Annotated in this window: 16 protein-coding genes; all 16 read left to right on the top strand. The window is 65.7% G+C overall.

All coding sequences use genetic code 11. From position 1 onward, the window contains the following. Positions 1-7 precede the first annotated feature (7 nt). The 16 genes from kduI (at position 8) to AC3A6I_RS20615 (ending at position 16,011) form a co-directional block, all read left to right on the top strand. Positions 8-865 carry a 5-dehydro-4-deoxy-D-glucuronate isomerase gene (gene kduI / locus AC3A6I_RS20690; protein ID WP_487545773.1) on the top strand — a complete coding sequence of 286 codons (858 nt, stop codon included), beginning with the start codon at positions 8-10 and terminating at the stop codon, positions 863-865. Between the two features lie 38 nt (positions 866-903). Beyond that, on the top strand, positions 904-1,626 hold the full coding sequence (kduD, locus tag AC3A6I_RS20685) for a 2-dehydro-3-deoxy-D-gluconate 5-dehydrogenase KduD (protein ID WP_487545819.1): 723 nt from the start codon (positions 904-906) through the stop codon (positions 1,624-1,626). 316 nt (positions 1,627-1,942) lie between these two features. Then, positions 1,943-3,037, top strand: a complete 1,095-nt coding sequence (locus tag AC3A6I_RS20680; protein WP_487545772.1) for an enolase C-terminal domain-like protein — start codon at positions 1,943-1,945, stop codon at positions 3,035-3,037. 20 nt (positions 3,038-3,057) lie between these two features. Then, positions 3,058-4,005: a carbohydrate ABC transporter permease gene (locus AC3A6I_RS20675; RefSeq protein ID WP_487545771.1), complete on the top strand. Its 948-nt coding sequence runs from the start codon at positions 3,058-3,060 to the stop codon at positions 4,003-4,005. Then, complete coding sequence (locus AC3A6I_RS20670) at positions 4,002-4,859, top strand: carbohydrate ABC transporter permease (RefSeq protein ID WP_487545770.1); 858 nt, start codon at positions 4,002-4,004, stop codon at positions 4,857-4,859. Before AC3A6I_RS20675 ends, AC3A6I_RS20670 begins: the two co-directional genes overlap by 4 nt. Before the next feature lie 60 nt (positions 4,860-4,919). Continuing rightward, complete coding sequence (locus AC3A6I_RS20665) at positions 4,920-6,332, top strand: ABC transporter substrate-binding protein (protein WP_487545769.1); 1,413 nt, start codon at positions 4,920-4,922, stop codon at positions 6,330-6,332. Positions 6,333-6,447: 115 nt separating this feature from the next. Then, a complete protein-coding gene (locus AC3A6I_RS20660; protein ID WP_487545768.1) occupies positions 6,448-8,274 on the top strand; it encodes a glycoside hydrolase family 2 protein in 1,827 nt (608 codons plus the stop codon). Positions 8,275-8,326: 52 nt separating this feature from the next. Beyond that, positions 8,327-8,536 (top strand): hypothetical protein, encoded by a 210-nt coding sequence (locus tag AC3A6I_RS20655; RefSeq protein WP_487545767.1) that lies wholly within the window; start codon positions 8,327-8,329, stop codon positions 8,534-8,536. Next, positions 8,499-9,092 carry a 6-phosphogluconolactonase gene (locus AC3A6I_RS20650; protein WP_487545766.1) on the top strand — a complete coding sequence of 198 codons (594 nt, stop codon included), beginning with the start codon at positions 8,499-8,501 and terminating at the stop codon, positions 9,090-9,092. Before AC3A6I_RS20655 ends, AC3A6I_RS20650 begins: the two co-directional genes overlap by 38 nt. A 113-nt stretch (positions 9,093-9,205) precedes the next feature. Beyond that, positions 9,206-9,562 carry a hypothetical protein gene (locus AC3A6I_RS20645; protein ID WP_487545765.1) on the top strand — a complete coding sequence of 119 codons (357 nt, stop codon included), beginning with the start codon at positions 9,206-9,208 and terminating at the stop codon, positions 9,560-9,562. Positions 9,563-9,748: 186 nt separating this feature from the next. Continuing rightward, entirely contained in the window at positions 9,749-11,434 is a 1,686-nt protein-coding gene (locus AC3A6I_RS20640) for an alpha-amylase family glycosyl hydrolase (protein WP_487545764.1), read from the top strand. Positions 11,435-11,494: 60 nt separating this feature from the next. Further along, on the top strand, positions 11,495-12,517 hold the full coding sequence (locus tag AC3A6I_RS20635) for a methyltransferase (RefSeq protein WP_487545763.1): 1,023 nt from the start codon (positions 11,495-11,497) through the stop codon (positions 12,515-12,517). Beyond that, positions 12,517-13,326: a hypothetical protein gene (locus AC3A6I_RS20630; RefSeq protein WP_487545762.1), complete on the top strand. Its 810-nt coding sequence runs from the start codon at positions 12,517-12,519 to the stop codon at positions 13,324-13,326. The genes AC3A6I_RS20635 and AC3A6I_RS20630 overlap by 1 nt, the downstream gene beginning before the upstream one ends. Next, entirely contained in the window at positions 13,319-14,188 is an 870-nt protein-coding gene (locus AC3A6I_RS20625; RefSeq protein WP_487545761.1) for a hypothetical protein, read from the top strand. Before AC3A6I_RS20630 ends, AC3A6I_RS20625 begins: the two co-directional genes overlap by 8 nt. Before the next feature lie 7 nt (positions 14,189-14,195). Further along, a complete protein-coding gene (locus tag AC3A6I_RS20620) occupies positions 14,196-15,101 on the top strand; it encodes a radical SAM protein (protein ID WP_487545760.1) in 906 nt (301 codons plus the stop codon). A 148-nt stretch (positions 15,102-15,249) separates the two neighbouring features. Then, entirely contained in the window at positions 15,250-16,011 is a 762-nt protein-coding gene (locus tag AC3A6I_RS20615) for a SapC family protein (protein ID WP_487545759.1), read from the top strand. Positions 16,012-16,174: the final 163 nt, after the last annotated feature.

Here is a 16,174-nt window from a genome sequence, read left to right as displayed (position 1 = left end):
GAGAGTAATGAGCGAGACTGACCACACCGACTACGAAAGCCGCTGGGCCATCGATCCCGACGCCGCCGCCCTGATGAATACCGACGAGCTGCGGGCCAATTTCCTGATCGAACAGCTGTTCGTCCCCGGCCGCATCACGCTGACCTATACCCACTATGACCGCATGATCGTCGGCGGCGCGGTGCCCACCACGGCGCCGCTGGCGCTCGAGGCGATCAAGCCGACCGGCACGAAGGCCTTCCTCGACCGACGTGAGCTGATGGCGGTCAATATCGGCGGGCCGGGCAGCATCGACGCCGACGGGCAGCGCTTTGTCGCCGGCACGCGCGACATGGTCTACCTGGGCATGGGTTTGCAGCAGGTGAGCTTTGCCTCGGACGATGCCGGCAATCCGGCAAAGTTCTACCTGCTGTCGGCGCCGGCGCATCAGGCGCACCCGTCGATCCTGCTCAAGATCGCCGATGCCAAGCGAGTGGATCTGGGCGCGGCCGAGACCTGCAACAAGCGCTCGATCTTTCAGTTCATCCATCCCGACAGCCCGGCCAAGACCTGCCAGCTGGTCGTGGGCCTCACCACGTTCGAGCCCGGCTCGGTGTGGAACACCATGCCGGCGCATGTGCATGACCGGCGCATGGAGGCCTATCTCTATTTCGACCTGCCCGAGGCGGCGCGCGTCTTCCACATGATGGGCGAGCCGCAGGAGACCCGGCACCTGGTGGTGGCCAACGAGCAGGCGATCCTGTCGCCGGCGTGGTCGATCCATTCGGGCGTCGGCACGGCGAGCTACACCTTCATCTGGGCCATGGCCGGCGACAATGTCGACTATACCGATGTCGATCCGGTGGCCGTCGGAGAGCTGAGGTGACGGATCTCTCCGCTTTCAGCCTCGAGGGCCGTACGGTCATGGTCACCGGCGCCAATACCGGCATCGGCCAGGGCATCGCGCTCGCGGTGGCGCGGGCCGGCGGCCATGTGCTGGCGGTCGGCCGCTCGTCGATGGACGAGACGCGGGCAATGGTCGCCGGCATCGGCGGCCGGATCGACGCGATCGCGTGCGACCTGAGCCAGCGCGACGAGGCCGTCGCCATGCTCGAGGCGGCGTGGCGCGAGCACGGGCCGATCCATGGCCTCGTAAACAATGCCGGGATTATCCGCCGCGCCGACGCGACCGAGCTCAGCGAGGCGGACTGGGACGACGTCATGGACGTCAACCTCAAGTCGATGTTCTTCCTGTGCCAGGCCTTCGGCCGGCTCGTCTTTGCCGGTCCGGGAAGCGGCAAGATCGTCAACATTGCGTCACTGCTGTCCTTCCAGGGCGGTATCCGTGTCGCCTCCTACGCGGCCGCCAAGCACGGCGTCGCGGGGATCACGAAGATCCTGTGCAACGAGTGGGCCGGCAAGGGAATCAACGTCAACGCGATCGCGCCGGGCTACGTGGTCTCGAACAACACCGAGGCCCTGCGCGCCGACGCCGATCGCTCGGCCGCCATCCTCGGCCGCATCCCGGCCGGGCGCTGGGGGCAGCCGGGCGATATCGGCGACGCTACCGTGTTCCTGCTCGCACCGGCCTCGGCCTATGTCCACGGCGCCATCATTCCCGTCGACGGAGGGTGGCTGGCGAGATAGACCCGCTTTCATCGTATGATTATGACGCACTCTGCCGAGATCATGCGATCCCGGGCGCGTGACGCTATTTTCCATGAATTCTGGCGTAACCGCGATATGAAATACATCCAAAATCGCATTGACCGCAGTATCTTCATGCTACCATACTTTGCCATATCAGTTTGAAGGACGAAGACGGTCGAACCCTCGAGCAGAGGATCGGTAAGTCTTCCAGCGCCGTGCCGCGACGTCACGCATATGAGTTTTGAGACCGGGAGGAGCCGCTTGGGCGGCATCCCGCATGGGAGGAAGCTGCGCCCGCGCGGCTGCAAGATTAATGGCTGAACTTTCAGATCATCACATCGCCAAGGTGGAAATCGCGACCGTCGGCAGCGTCTATCCGCGCGTGGTCGGCCGCAACTCGTTCCGAGGTGTGCACGGCACCGGCGGCAAGCATCGCGTGGTGGTGCTGACCACGGATCGCGGCGCCACCGGCTGGGGGCCGGCACTGGGCGAGCTGGGCGACCCGCAGCGCTTTGTCGGTCGCGCCCTCGACGAGCTGATCGACCCGGCCAAGGGCGTCACGGACGAGGCCTTGCCGATCGACTATGCGTTGCACGACCTTGCGGGGATCATCCTCGACAAGCCGGTCTACGCGATGCTGGGCGATGCCGGGGCAAAGCAGCTGCCGGTCTATACGGGGGGCATCTATTTCGACGATCTCGATCCGCCCGAGGCGCCCTCTGGCATCGACACCGTCAAGCGCAACCTGGCGCAGGACCACTCGCTCGGCTTCCGCGATTTCAAGCTCAAGCTGGGCCGCGGCTATCGCTGGATGCCGTATGCCGAGGGGCTGAAGCGCGACATCCAGGCGACCAGGCTTACCCGCGAGCTCTATCCGGACGCACGCATCCTCGTCGATCCGAATGACGGCTATTCCTACAACGCCATCGCCGAATATCTCGAGGCGACCGCCGATGTCGGGCTCTACTGGGTCGAGGAGGTGTTCGCCGAACGCCGCGAAGACATGCTCGAGCTGCGCCAGCTGGTGAACCGGTTCTCGCCCAAGACGCTGATCGCCGACGGCGAGTACCGGCCCAACGTGCCGGCGGTCATCAAGCTCGCCAGCGAAGGCCTGATCGACGTGCTGCTGATGGACGTGCTCGATTACGGCCTCACCGCCTGGCGGCGCATCATGCCGTCGGTGCTCGAGACCAAGGCTGCGATCTCGCCGCATGCTTGGGGCTGGCCGCTCAAGACGCTCTATGCCGCCCAGATCGGGGCCGGCCTGGGCCGCGCCAACATCATCGAGGGTGTGCCGGGCACGATCGCCAATGTCGATGCCGGCGCCTATCGGTTCGAGGATGGTGTCCTGAGCCTGCCGCAGCGTCCCGGCTTCGGCCTGCCGCTCACGCCTGATGCGTTCTCGTGATGGCGCGCGGGTGGTGACCCATGGCTGCGATCAGCGAAGCATCTCTCGCGCGTAGGACATCCGGCGGTGCGGTGCTCAGCAGCCGCGACGTCTGGATCTGGCTGTTCCTCGTACCGACCATCGTGCTGTTCGGGGCCTATACGGTCTACCCGATCATCGCGAGCTACTGGTACTCGTTCATCGAGTGGAACGGCTTCACCGCCGGCATGCGCTTCGTCGGGTTCGACAACTATGCCGCCGTATTCGCCGATCCGCTGTTCTGGAATTCGTTCTGGCTCACCATGCTGTTCATGGTGGCGGTAGTGCCGGTGCGGGTGCTCGGCGCGCTGCTGCTCGCAATCATCCTCAACTCGCCCAAGCTGCCGCTGTCCACCCTGCTGCGCACGGCCTTCTTCTTGCCGGTAGTCACCACCATGGCGATCGTCGGGGTGGTGATGCAGTTCATCTTCGATCCGGTGAGCGGCCCGGTGAACGTGCTGTTGCGCGAGACCGGCATTGCGCCGCGCGGCTTCAACTTTCTCGGCGATCCGAACCTGGCGCTGTGGACCACGGTCGCCGTCTACGTGTGGAAGGGTTTTGGCATCACGCTGGTCTACTGGCTGGCGGCGCTGCAGACCATTCCGCGCGATCTCTACGAGGCGGCGCGGATCGACGGGGCAGGGCCGTTCGCACTGCTGCGGCACATCACCATGCCGCTGCTGGTGCCGTTCCTGATCATCATCACGCTGCTGACCATAGAGAACACGCTGCAGGTGTTCGACCTGGTGCTGACCATGACCGGCGGCGGGCCGTTCTATGCCACCGAGGTCATCGAGATCTACATCTACCGCTGGGCCTTCGGCGCCAGCATCCCGCAGCTCGGCTATGCGTCCGCGGCCGCGGTGGTGTTCGGTCTGCTCGTCTGCGTCATCGGCGTGGTGCAGCTGCTCGGCGTGCGCTTCGCCCGGCGCCGGAGGAACGAGCTGTGAGCGCGTCGAAGCCTCTGGGCCGCTACATGCTGCAGCGGGCGCCGTGGTGGCTTGCCACCATCGGCCTGCTGATTGGGGCCGGGCTCTGGGTCTATCCGTTCATCTGGACGGTGTCGGCCTCGCTCAAGACCTCGTTCGAGGTGTTCAGCTCGGGGCTCAACCTCATCCCCAGCACGATCGAGTGGCAGAACTATTCGCGCGCCTGGAACGACGCGCAGTTCGGCCAGTATCTGTGGAACACGGTGATCGTCACGGCCTTCACGGTGGTGATCGTCACCATACGCTGCGCGCTCGCCGGCTACGTGCTCGGCCGCTACAGATTTCTCGGCTCGCGGGTGATCCTCGCCATCCTGGTCGCGACGCTGTTCGTGCCCACCGGCTACACCATCATCCCGGTGGTCGACCTCACCATGCGGCTCGGGCTGATGAACTCGCATGCGGGTGTCATCGTGGCGCTATCGGGCGGCGCCAACGTCGCGGCGATCCTGCTCTATGCCGGCTATTTCCGACAGCTGCCGAAGGAACTCGAGGAGGCTGCGATCATCGACGGCGCCGGCTTCCTCAGGGTGTTCGCATCGATCATGCTGCCGCTCGCGCTGCCGGTGACCGCCACCGTTGCGCTCCTGACCTTCCTCGCCACCTGGAACGCGTTCTTCCTGCCGCTGGTCTTCACCTTCAGCCGGCCGGAGCTGCGCACGCTCAGCGTCGGCATGCAGGCCTTCGTGGGCGAGAACGCCATCGACTGGTCCGGCATGGCCGCGGCCGGCGTCATTTCGCTGCTGCCCGTGGTGGTGCTGTTCGTGCTGCTGCAACGCTATTTCGTCGAAGGCATCGCCGGTGCGGTGAAAGCGTGATCTGCCGGCGGGGAGCCGGCACAAACGGCGGCCGGGAGCCGCCACAAAAGGGAGGTTGAGATGAGCAATCTGAACAGGCGCGCGTTCCTCGGAACGTCGATGGCCGCAATGGCGCTGGCCGCGCTGCCGGCCCGCGCGCAATCGGCGCCGGTGCTGCGCTGGTGGGACCATTTCGGCGCGCTCCAGCGCTTCCATCCGGAATTCGCGCGGGCCTTCACCGAAAGGACCGGCATTCCCACCGAGTTCACGTATTACGAGGTGTCCAAGCTCGGCCAGGCGCTGCAGCTCGCCAAGCAGTCCAACCAGCTGCCCGACATCCACACCACGGCCGGCCTCGACCTGCCCGCCCCGGCGCTTGCCGCCGAGGGCTGGTTCCTGCCCATCGAGCTCTCCGAAGCTGCGAAGGCCAAGGTCGGCGACAAGATCGTCGAGGGCGTCCACTCGTTCGATGGCAAGCCCTATAGCTTCCCGTTGTTCAGCCCGCGCCAGTACACCGCGGCCATGTGGTTCAACAACACGCTGGCCGAGGCGGCGGAGTTCGATCCGGCCAGCCCGCCGCGCAGCTATGACGCCATCCGCGCCGCCTGCGCCGCGGTGGCCAAGAACAAGCCCGGGACGTTCGGCTATACCCTCGCGCTCGGCAACCCGGGGCGCATGGGCGAACATCTCAACGACCTCGCCCAGGCCGCCGGCTTCCAGGGCCTCAACGGCATCCGCTTCGCCGATGGCGCCTTCGCCTATGACGATCCGGCCTATCTCAACGCCTTCGAGTTCTTCATCGCGCTCAACCGCGACGGGCACATGGTGCCGGGCAGCGAGACGTATACCGTGTCCTCCTCCCGTGCCCGTTGGGCGACCGGCCTCTCCGCCTTCTTCGTCGATGGGCCGTGGTGCGCCGGCGGCGTCGCCAACAACCTGAGCGACTTCACCGACAAGATGGATGTCGGGGCCATCCCCACGCCCGACGGCAACGAAGCCTCGCTCTATCGCGGCCCGGCCGGTCCGGTGTTCTTCCTGTCAGCGCAATCCAAGAACCCGGAAGGCGGCAATCAGCTGCTCAGCGACCTGACCAGCGACGAGTATTATGCCGGTCTCGCCCGCAACATGGACCAGCCGCCGGCCGATGTGTCGGCCGTGCTCGGCAACGACAGCGTCCACCCGGCCTACCGGCGGATCGTCCAGTATTTCGAGGACTCGGTCCGCAACGCCCCGACCCCGATCCTGCGCAACGGCGACATCGCCATGGTGCAGGCCGAGGCCAAGCCGATCAACCCGAGCGTCGGAGCGATCCTGCAGGGGGTCCTGACCGGCCAGGTGCCCGACCTCAAGGCAGCGCTGGCGCAGCTGAACGCCGCGTCCGAGCAGGACCGCGAGCGCTCGATCGCCGCGGCGGTCGCCAAGGGCGCCACCGTATCGCTCGACGACTACGCTTTCGCCGACTGGAAGCCGGGTGAGGACTACGTGCCGTCCTGACGCCCGAGGCAACCGGGCGTCTCCCCGCCCGGTTGCAAACTCCCTTTTTTGAAAAATCGTTTGCGATGTGCCCGTGAATCTTCCCATGAAGAGTGGCCAACCACCGAGATCTCCCATGTCCGATATCCTGCATCCGCGTCCCCGGCTTACCCGTGACCGCTGGTTCGACCTCTGCGGCGCGTGGCAGTTCGCCTACGACGACGACGATGTCGGGCTCGACGCGCGCTGGTTCGTGCAGCCGGAGCGGTTCGACCGGCCGATCCAGGTGCCGTTCCCGCCCGAGAGCGAGCTCTCCGGCATCAACGACAAGAGCTACCATCCGGTGGTCTGGTACCGCCGCACGTTCGCGGCCGTGCAGCAGGCCGGCGAGCGGCTGATCCTGCATTTCGGCGCGGTCGACTACAACGCCCGCGTCTGGGTCAACGGACAGCTCATCGCGACGCATGAGGGCGGGCACACGCCGTTCTCCGCCGATGTCACCACGGCGCTGGTCGAGGGCGAGCAGGTGGTGGTGGTTCGCGCCGAAGACCGGCCGCTCGATGGCAGCATGCCGCGCGGCAAGCAGGACTGGGAGCCGACCCCGCATGCCATCTGGTACGACCGCACGACCGGCATCTGGCAGCCGGTGTGGGTCGAGCCAGTGCCGGCGACCTATATCACGAGCTTCCACCTCACCCCCGATCTCACGCTGAACAGCGTCAAGGTCGAGGCCCGGCTCAACCGTGCCCACAAGGGCTGGCTGTCGGTCAGCCTGCGCAAGGGCGAGGAAGTGCTGGCGGTGCAGCACGTGCTGGTGGCGGGCGATGCGGTCGAGACCAGCATCAGCATCCCGCGCGCCAGGAACGGGCAGCGCCGCGGCGATCTCTACTGGTCGCCCGAGACCCCCAACATCATCGACGTGGCGGCAACGCTGCTGGCCGATAGCGGCGAGCAGGCCGATGCTGTCGCGAGCTATTTCGGCTTCCGCAGCGCCGGTATCGGCGAGGGCCGGTTCCTGCTCAACGACAAGCCGTACTTCGTGCGTTCCGTGCTCGAGCAGGGGTTCTGGCCGCAGTCGCATCTCGCCGCACCGAGCGCCGACGCGCTGCGGCGCGAGGTCGAACTGATCAAGGCACTCGGCTTCAATGCATGCCGCATCCACCAGAAGATCGAGGACCCGCGCTTCCTCTACTGGGCCGATCATCTCGGTTTGCTCGTCTGGGGCGAAATGGCCAACGCCTACGAATTCAATCCGGCCGCCATCGACCGTTTCACCCGCGAGTGGCTGAGCGCCGTCGATCGCGATCGCTCGAACCCGTGCATCGTCACCTGGGTTCCGATCAACGAGAGCTGGGGCGTCGAGGATGTGGCCCGCAACCCGGCGCAGCAGGCCTATATCTCCTCGCTCTACCACCTCACCAAGGCGCTCGATCCGACCCGGCCGGTGATTTCCAACGAGGGCTGGGAGCATACCTATTCCGACATTGTCGGCATCCATGACTACACCCAGCACGGCAACCAGCTCACCGACCGCTTCGGCAGCGCCGAGGGTATCGCCGCGACGCTCGCTTCGTTCAAGCCGAACCGGAAGCGGCAGCGGCTGATCGAGGACGACCGCAAGCAGCCGGTGATGCTCACCGAGTTCGGCGGCATTTCCTTCCACCCGGCCGCCGGGCAGAACTGGATGGGCTATGCGACGGTCGGCAGCGAGGAGGAGTATCTGGAGATCCTGCGCGACTTGTTCGCGGCGATCTACAAGAGCCCGGAGCTCTCGGGCTTCTGCTACACGCAGATCACCGACACACAGCAGGAAAAGAACGGGCTCTACGACGAGCACCGTAACCCGAAGCTCCCGGTCGACAAGCTGCGCGAGATCATCTGGCAGCCCAGCAACGCGGTGCCGACCGAGTATCTCGACATCGCGCGGCGCAAGGCGATCGAGCTCAGCAAGGGCGGCAAGTAGCCGCCCTCTGCATGCCGGGGCATCTTCCTCCGGCCCGTCAGACGAGGACCGCATGATCGACATCCACTACTATCCCGCCAAGGCTGATGGTGGAGCGGCGGCGGCAGCGCGGGGAGCGGAGGCGATACAGCGCGCCATCGAGCAGCGCGGCAGCGCCAATGTGGTGGTGGCGACGGGTGCCAGCCAGTTCGAAATGCTGGAGGCGCTGGTCGGGCACGACGAAAGTGGACTGGTCGCGCGTCACCGGCTTCCACCTCGATGAGTATGTCGGCATTTCCGACCAGGCGCCGGCGAGCTTTCGCCGCTACCTGCGCGAGCGTTTCACCGACCGTTTGCCGAGCTTGCGCGCGTTCCATTTCATCGCGGGCGACGCCGACGATCTCGATGCCGAGATCGCCCGCCTCAACGGGCTGCTCGACGGCCATCCGATCGATGTGACCTTTGCCGGCATCGGCGAGAATGGGCACCTCGCCTTCAACGATCCGCCGGCCGATTTCGACACCGCGGCCGCGTTTAAGCGCGTCGTCCTCGATGAGCCTTGCCGGCTGCAGCAGCTGCGCGAAGGCTGGTTTCCCACCTTCGATGCCGTGCCGACCGAAGCGGTGTCGATGACCGTGCAACGGATCATGTCGAGTCGGGAGATCATCGTCACCGTGCCCGACGAGCGCAAGGCGGATGCAGTCAGGAGCGTGCTCGAGGGCCCGGTGACCAACCTGTGCCCGGCTTCAATCCTGCAACAGCATGCAGCCTGCCATCTCTTCCTCGACCGTGGTGCGGCGGGCAGGCTGTCGCGGCAGCCGGCCGAGCGCTCGGCCTGACGGGCCAGCCGATCGTCCGGGGTGGATGCCGACGCCGAGTCGGCGGATGGCGAGATCGTAGAAACCAAATCGCCGGTCGGAGCTTCTTCCTGCAGCATGCAAAGGAGGCTTCGATGACCTTTCCCACCAATCCTACCGAGCGCTCGCCGAAGGGCGATCATAACCGCCGCCTGGCGCTGGGCATCGACCGCGACGTGTTCGCCGCCGAGGCGGGCGTGACGGTGGAGGAGTTGCGAGACTACGAGGAAACGGGACCGGATGGACGGTTCGACGTCTCGGTGGCCGAGCGGGTCGGGCGCGGGCTCGAGCTGATGGAGACGTTGCGCGAGCCGCGCGTGGCAAATGGCCCGGTGCCAGCCGAGACCGCGCCGGCACGCGAGTTCGAGGATGAGACCGTGGAGGCGGCGCGAGAGGAGGAGGACCTCACCGACAACCCCAATCCGTCGCCGATGAACCCGGCTTTCCCCTAGCCGCCCGGACTGGGGCGGTGGCAGGGCGTGCGGCTCAGTGAAGCAAGTTGCGGACAGATGTTGGAACTGACGGAAGACAGGTCGGGCGAGGACGCTGGGCGGGTGGCGGATGCATACCCTTACAGGTTTGGGCCGCTGGTACTGGAACATGGCACCCGGTTTCGCCTGTGGGCGCCGAGCGCGCCCATGGCGCAGCTGTCGATCGACGGCCGTGAACCAATAGCGATGGAGCCGAGTGGCGAGGGCTTCCTCGACTGTATGGTGGAAGGCGTCGGACCGGGCACGCGGTACAGGTTCAGGGTCGGCGGGCTGGAATTCCCGGATCTCGCGTCGCGGCAGCAGGACGGTCACACCAACGGGTGGAGCGTCGTCCGGCGCCCGATCCCGCGAGCGGAGCGCAGCGGCCCGCTACGGCCGTGGCACGAAACGGTGATCTGCGAAGTGCATGTCGGGACGGTGACGCCCGAAGGCACGTTCAACGCCCTGCGCCGGCGGCTCGAGCATTTCCGGGATGCCGGCTATACCTGCCTCGAGATCATGCCGATCAACGAGTTCCCGGGCGCGCGCAACTGGGGCTATGACGGCACGCTGATCTTTGCGCCCGAGACCGCCTATGGCACGCCCGAGGAGCTGCGCGCGCTGGTCGACCGGGCGCATGAGCTCGGGCTCTGCATGGTGCTCGACGTGGTCTACAACCACTTCGGCGAGACGGACAATTTCGTCGTCGACTATGCGCCCGAGTGGTTCAACCCGGAGGTCGAGACGCCCTGGGGGCCGGGGGTGAATTTCGAGCAGCCGATGGTCCGGCAGTTCTACTACGAGAACGCCATCATGTGGCTGACCGAGTATGATTTCGACGGGCTGCGCTTCGATGCCATCCACGAGATCAAGACCGGGCGTCGTGACCAGTTCCTCGGAGATCTGTCCAAGGCCGCGCGCGGCGCCAAGGACCATGCCAAGCTGACCGTCGAGAATGTCGACAACGCCGCCAGCTGGCTCGACCGGGCGGAGGAGACGAACGAACCCCTGAATTTCGTCGCGCAGTGGAACGACGACATCCATCACGTGCTCAACCACCTCGTCACCGGCGAGCCCAAATATGGGTATGACGATCCGGCCAAGGACCCGATCGCCGACCTTGAGAAGGCCTTGGCCGATGGCTTCGTGCACGACGGCGAGGTCGACGGACCGACGGATGGGCACACACGCGGCGAACCGGCGAGCCGCCTGCCGGCCGATGCGTTCATCACCTACGTGCAGAACCACGACCAGGTCGGCAACCGTGGCGACAGCAAGCGGCTGCCGGACCGGATCGGCGCGAACAAGCTCGATTTTCTGCACTTCGTGGCGCTGCTGGGCCCGCAGATCCCGCTGTTTTTCATGGGCGAGGAAGGGCAGCTGCGCACTCCCTTCCCATTCTTCACCGATCTGCCTGACGCAGCGGCCAGGGACAAGCAGGACGACCGCTACAAGCAGATGGAAGAGATGTTCAACGAGACGGTGCCGGAAGCGGGGTTGCCCGATCCCAACGATCTCGCCACGTTCGAGCAGGCCAAGCTTGGCTGGAGCGACTTCGAGGCGCCCGAGCATCGGGCGGCGCTGGAGCGGTTCCGGCAACTCACGGCCTGGCGCCGCGAAAAACTCTGGCCACTCTCTGCGTCGCCCCATCTCGACACGAAATCCTATCGCTACGGCAATTGCCTGCTGGTGAGCTGGGTGTTCGAGAACGGCACGCTCACGATGGCCCTGAACCCGTCCGATCAGGCTGGGGTGCTGAACTGTTCGCTCGACGGCGTGCCCGCCTGTACCGGCGAGTATTCGCAGGACGGTCAAGTGCTGCGGCTCGGTCCGTGGAGTGCCGTGGCGTGGTGACGGGATAGCTGCGTCGCAGCCTCGCGTGCTATCGATCGACCCTCTTACGAGGGGCACGACATGGGCGAGGCGGCTGAGCCGTTCCGGAGCATCGACCGGCTGCTGGCGAGCGAGGTCGGGGCGCGCAGCCTCGAGCGGGCTTTGCGGCTGGGCTGGATCGATCGGCTGGAGGGCGGGCCGGTCGCGGTGGCGCATCTGCCAGGAGCGGGCGAGCTGCATCCGGTCGGGCTGGCGCTGCTGGTCGGGCAACTGACTGCGACCGGTGTGGTCGAGGGGGAGGGCGTGCTGGCGCTCACCGCGGGCTTCCGGCAGATCCTGGTGGTGCGGGACCTGCTCGAGGCGAGGCTGTGGTTCCTGCTGGCGATCGCGCCCGACATCCACCAGCGCTTCGAGTTGCTGCTCAAGAGCCCCGGCGCCTTCGTGCAGGCGGCCGAGGTGTTCCGCATCTTCGATTATTCGGCGGCGCTCGGCACCGGGCCGACGGAGTTGGAGACGACCGCGCGCTGGGTGCGCTACACGACGGCGCTGACGCGGCACGAGGGGCCGGTGCTGGCGCCGCTGCTGGGGCTGGAGGGGGCGCGGCGAGTGCTCGATGTCGGCGGCAATAGCGGCGAGTTCGGGCTGTGCCTCGCGCAGCGCTACCCGACGCTCGAGGTGACGGTAGCGGACCTGCCGGCGGTGTGCGTGCTGGGCGAGCGGAACGTCGCCGGGCGGCCCGGGGCAGAGCGGGTGCGGTTCGCGCCGTGCGACCTGCGGCGGGAGCGACTGCCGGGGCCGGTGGATGCGATCGTGTTCAAGTCGATGCTGCACGACTGGCCCGACGACATGGCGGCCGTCTTCCTCGGCAAGGCCGCGGATGCGCTCTATCCGGGCGGACGGCTGGTGATTGCCGAGCGGGCGCCGATGGTGCTGGATGCGGAATTCCCGTTCGCCATGGTGGCAAACCTCGCCTTCCTGCCCTTCTTCCGGCCGGCCGAGACATATGCGAAGCTTCTCGCCGAGGCTGGCTTCGCGCTCGAGGGCGTGGCCGAAGCCATGCTCGACATGCCGTTCCAGGTGATCATGGCGCGCAAGGAGGGGTGATGAAGACTGCATTGCTCGATCGCGCGCCGACCGCGGCCGACATGCGGCGCTATGTCGAGGCCCTCGACGGGCCGCACGTGATCGAGCGTTCGGTGAAGCTCAGGCCGGGCCGGGTGTCGAAAGATCGCTTCCTCGTCACGTGCCAGCCGCCCGTGCTGGGCGCACGGCCGAACGCGAAATTTCGCGAGATTGCCGAGACCCTGGGCTGCGATGCAAAGTCGATCGAGCGGTTGCTGCGCAGCTGGGATCGGGTGCTGACGGTGCATCTGGGCTGCGACGGGATCGCGCCGCCGCTGTTCAAGCTCTACGTCGAATATCAGCTCGGCAAGTCCGGGCGCGATGACCTGCCGGACGATACGCTGTTCCTCTCGGCCAAGTGGCTCCCGGGGCAGACGGCGAATTTCTCGCTCTACCGGCACATGCCGTTCCCGACCAACGGGATCGAGGCGCGCGCGGCGCTCAGAGACACCATGGCGGGCGAGGCGGGGCCAATCTCCGTCGCCTTTGCCGACCGGGTGCTGGGCGAGCTGATCACACCGCGCGGTCGGGTCGACGTGATGCTGGTCGAGGACGAGGAGACCCCGCGAAAATCGTTCGACATCAACCTCTATCGCATCAACACGCCGCTGGCCCGGCACAAGCGGGCATTGGCTGACCTGTGCACGGCATTCGAAATACCCGAAGCGACAGCCGAAATCCTCGCCGATGGGCAGGGGACGATGTTGGGCCATGTCGCCATCGGCCGTGATGCGCAGGGCATCGAGTTCGTGACGCTCTACTATGCCATGACCAAGGTCGCGCATGGTTGAGCCGATCCCGATAGAGCTGCTGGCCACCGCTTCGGACCGGCATGCCGATTTCTGCCTGTGGCCATACGAGCCGCTGACACCCGTTGCCGGCAAGCTGCGCAGCGAGGCGGTGCTGTGGGCCGCAACCCGGCTCGATCCGCAGGGCGAGGCGCTGATGGCGGTGATCCGCGCGCTGCAGGCCGAACTCGAGCGCGGGCAGACCGTGTGGGGGCTGAAGCAGGCCGACGGGCGGCTGACCTACGAGCTCTATTTCTACGATTACGCGCGAACCGGCCGGCAGGTGTCGGTGGAGCGGGTGCTGACGTGCCTGAAACCGTTCGTGCCGTCGGCGCTGGCGATCCCGGGCGAGCGGCCCTATTTCATGTTCTCGATCGACCTCGATCCGGCAGGGATCGCGGCCGGCCGGCCGATCGAGGAGATCAGCATCTATTTCGGAAACCCGAGCAGCGACCTTTCATCCGGGCTATCCTACCGGCTGACGGCGGCGGGACTGGAGTTCGCCAACCTCTACCACTTCTTTCACACTCGCGATCAGGCCGAGGCGCTGCGCCAGAAACTCGTGACTTCGGCGCATTTCGACGATGCGGCGGCGGTCGCCGACCGGCTGCTCGCCCCGGAGGGCCTGGGGGTGGTCACCGTGATTGCCAACAAGAGGCAGTCGGACGGCATCTATTACTCGCGGGTGAGGGCGGCGCAGATGGCCGATTTCCTCGGACGGCACGGTTATCCGACGTTGCTGCGAGACTTCGTGACGGCGAACCTTAATCGTCTTGATCATCTCTATTTCGATCTTGGGCTCGATTATGCGATGATCGGGAGCGAGCTGAAGGTGCGCAAGACCGCCATCTACGGCTTTGCCTGAGGGCGCGATGGGCCGCTACGACAATGCCAGCTACGTGTCGGCGACACTGGAGTTCCGGTGCAACCTGCGCTGCGTGCATTGCATGATCGAGGGCACCATGGACCGGCTGCAGCCGGTCTCTGACGCCGAATTCGATCGCGTGCTGGCCAAGAACGAGCGCGACCGCAGCTGGACCGGGCTGGTGATGACCGGCTCGGAGATCACGCTCAGGCGCGACCTGCCGGAACTGGCTCAGCGCGCCCGGGCGGCCGGGTTCAAGCATATCCGCATCCAGACGCACGGCATGCACCTGAGCCGGCCGGGTTATGCCGAAAAGCTCATCGAGGCGGGGATAGACGAGTTCTTCGTCTCGGTTGCCGGGTGCGATGCGGCGACCCATGACGGGATCACCGCGGTCAAGGGCTCGTTCGACAAGATGATGCGGGGGCTCGAGATCATCTCGGGTGTACCGGGCACGGCGATCATCACCAACACGGTGGTGACCGAGCTAAGCTATCGACTATTGCCGGAAGTAGTTGATGCGTTGAAAGGCGTCACAGCTCTCACGCAAATGGAATTCTGGCACTATTTCCCGATGAGCGAGACCGATAACAAAAATTTGCTCGCCGACTATCGGTTAATTATTCCCTACTTGCGAGAAGCCTGCCGGCGTGCCGATGCCCGGGGCGTTGCCGCCGAGATCAAGAATGTGCCGCAATGTCTCCTTGGTGGAGACGACTGGCGGCTGGACAACGGGCAGGCGGCGCTGCTGATTGACCCGGATTTCTGGGTGGAATTCGACAGGAACGGCTTCTATCGCTGCCCGCACCGGGCCAGCTGTAACTCCCGGGCCTGCCTCGGTCTGACCGAGGCTTACGTCGCCAGATTCGGCGACATGGCGGCCGATCTGCGACCCTACGCGATCCCGGCTTAAGTACTCGCACGTAGTACGGACTTCCGTCACGACATGAAGTTGTGTCGATTGTGACGAGAATGCGTGTTGAATGTGTCCCGTCACATTGTTAGGCATAGGTTTGTAAATCGCTGCCAGGGGCGTCAGCCTGGAGCCGAGGGGGACGCACTTGGCAAAGCAGTTGCTGATCTATGAAACCGCCACGCCTGTAAACCGGTCGCGGCACGGTGGCCTGTCGGTAAAGACGGGCAACGATTACTCGTTTTCCGTCGGCGTGAACTCGGTGCCGTTGATGGTGGCCGAATTCGCGCAAGTCGCCAATGACATGACGATTGTCTTTGCAGGGCAGGGGGACGAGATCATCCCGGCCGTGCTGCTGGGCGTACGGGAGAACGAAAACCTGTTCGTCGATGCCGAGGGCAAATGGCTGGGCAAGTACGTCCCCGCCTTCCTGCGTCGCTATCCCTTCGTGTTCTCGTCGAGCGATGATGGTGAAACCTTCACGCTGTGCATCGACGAGTCCTTCGAGGGGGCCAACAATGACGGGCGCGGAGAACGCCTGTTCGATGCCGAAGGCGAGCAAACGCAGTATCTGCGGGGGGTGCTCGGTTTCCTTCAGGCCTACCAGGTGCAATTCCAGCGCACCAAGGAGCTGACGAGGCGTCTGCGCCAGCTCAACCTGCTGGAGCCGATGCAGGCGCAGTTCACGCTGCGGGGCGGCCGTAACCTCATGCTTTCGGGCTTTGAGGTGGTCAGCCGCGATCGGCTCAAAGGGGTGACGAGCGACCAACTCGCGACGCTGTTCGCCTCCGAAGATCTCGAGCTCATTTATCTGCACCTGCAGTCGCTGCGAAACCTGCAGGCGACGGCGGAGCGGCTCGGGATTGCCTCGGAGACGCCGACCGCGCCCGAGCAGGAGACTGCTGCCTGACCATCTCGAACGTCCGCGGCTTTTAGCGGACGCGGGTTTCCACGGGGCGATCCCCGGACTGTAGCGGAACCCTGACGGAACCTCGCGCCGGCCGGTGCGGGGTTCGAACGCGTAGTGCGTCATAGCGTTACAAATCGGTGCGTCTGAGCGCCGGTCCGAGGGC

Source organism: Devosia sp. Soil_C_22, assembly GCF_057657195.1.
The sequence above is the reverse complement of the archived record's forward strand: the minus strand, read 5'-3'. Positions and strand labels throughout refer to the sequence as shown.

What these genes read in the sequence shown, in the direction of transcription:
- kduI (WP_487545773.1), top strand. Translation starts at nt 8, where the DNA reads ATGAGCGAGACTGACCACACCGACTACGAAAGCCGCTGGGCCATCGAT.
- AC3A6I_RS20665 (WP_487545769.1), top strand. Translation starts at nt 4,920, where the DNA reads ATGAGCAATCTGAACAGGCGCGCGTTCCTCGGAACGTCGATGGCCGCA.
- AC3A6I_RS20625 (WP_487545761.1), top strand. Translation starts at nt 13,319, where the DNA reads ATGGTTGAGCCGATCCCGATAGAGCTGCTGGCCACCGCTTCGGACCGG.
- AC3A6I_RS20640 (WP_487545764.1), top strand. Translation starts at nt 9,749, where the DNA reads ATGGCGCAGCTGTCGATCGACGGCCGTGAACCAATAGCGATGGAGCCG.
- AC3A6I_RS20620 (WP_487545760.1), top strand. Translation starts at nt 14,196, where the DNA reads ATGGGCCGCTACGACAATGCCAGCTACGTGTCGGCGACACTGGAGTTC.
- AC3A6I_RS20635 (WP_487545763.1), top strand. Translation starts at nt 11,495, where the DNA reads ATGGGCGAGGCGGCTGAGCCGTTCCGGAGCATCGACCGGCTGCTGGCG.
- AC3A6I_RS20660 (WP_487545768.1), top strand. Translation starts at nt 6,448, where the DNA reads ATGTCCGATATCCTGCATCCGCGTCCCCGGCTTACCCGTGACCGCTGG.
- AC3A6I_RS20630 (WP_487545762.1), top strand. Translation starts at nt 12,517, where the DNA reads ATGAAGACTGCATTGCTCGATCGCGCGCCGACCGCGGCCGACATGCGG.
- AC3A6I_RS20680 (WP_487545772.1), top strand. Translation starts at nt 1,943, where the DNA reads ATGGCTGAACTTTCAGATCATCACATCGCCAAGGTGGAAATCGCGACC.
- AC3A6I_RS20645 (WP_487545765.1), top strand. Translation starts at nt 9,206, where the DNA reads ATGACCTTTCCCACCAATCCTACCGAGCGCTCGCCGAAGGGCGATCAT.
- AC3A6I_RS20675 (WP_487545771.1), top strand. Translation starts at nt 3,058, where the DNA reads ATGGCTGCGATCAGCGAAGCATCTCTCGCGCGTAGGACATCCGGCGGT.
- AC3A6I_RS20655 (WP_487545767.1), top strand. Translation starts at nt 8,327, where the DNA reads ATGATCGACATCCACTACTATCCCGCCAAGGCTGATGGTGGAGCGGCG.
- kduD (WP_487545819.1), top strand. Translation starts at nt 904, where the DNA reads ATGGTCACCGGCGCCAATACCGGCATCGGCCAGGGCATCGCGCTCGCG.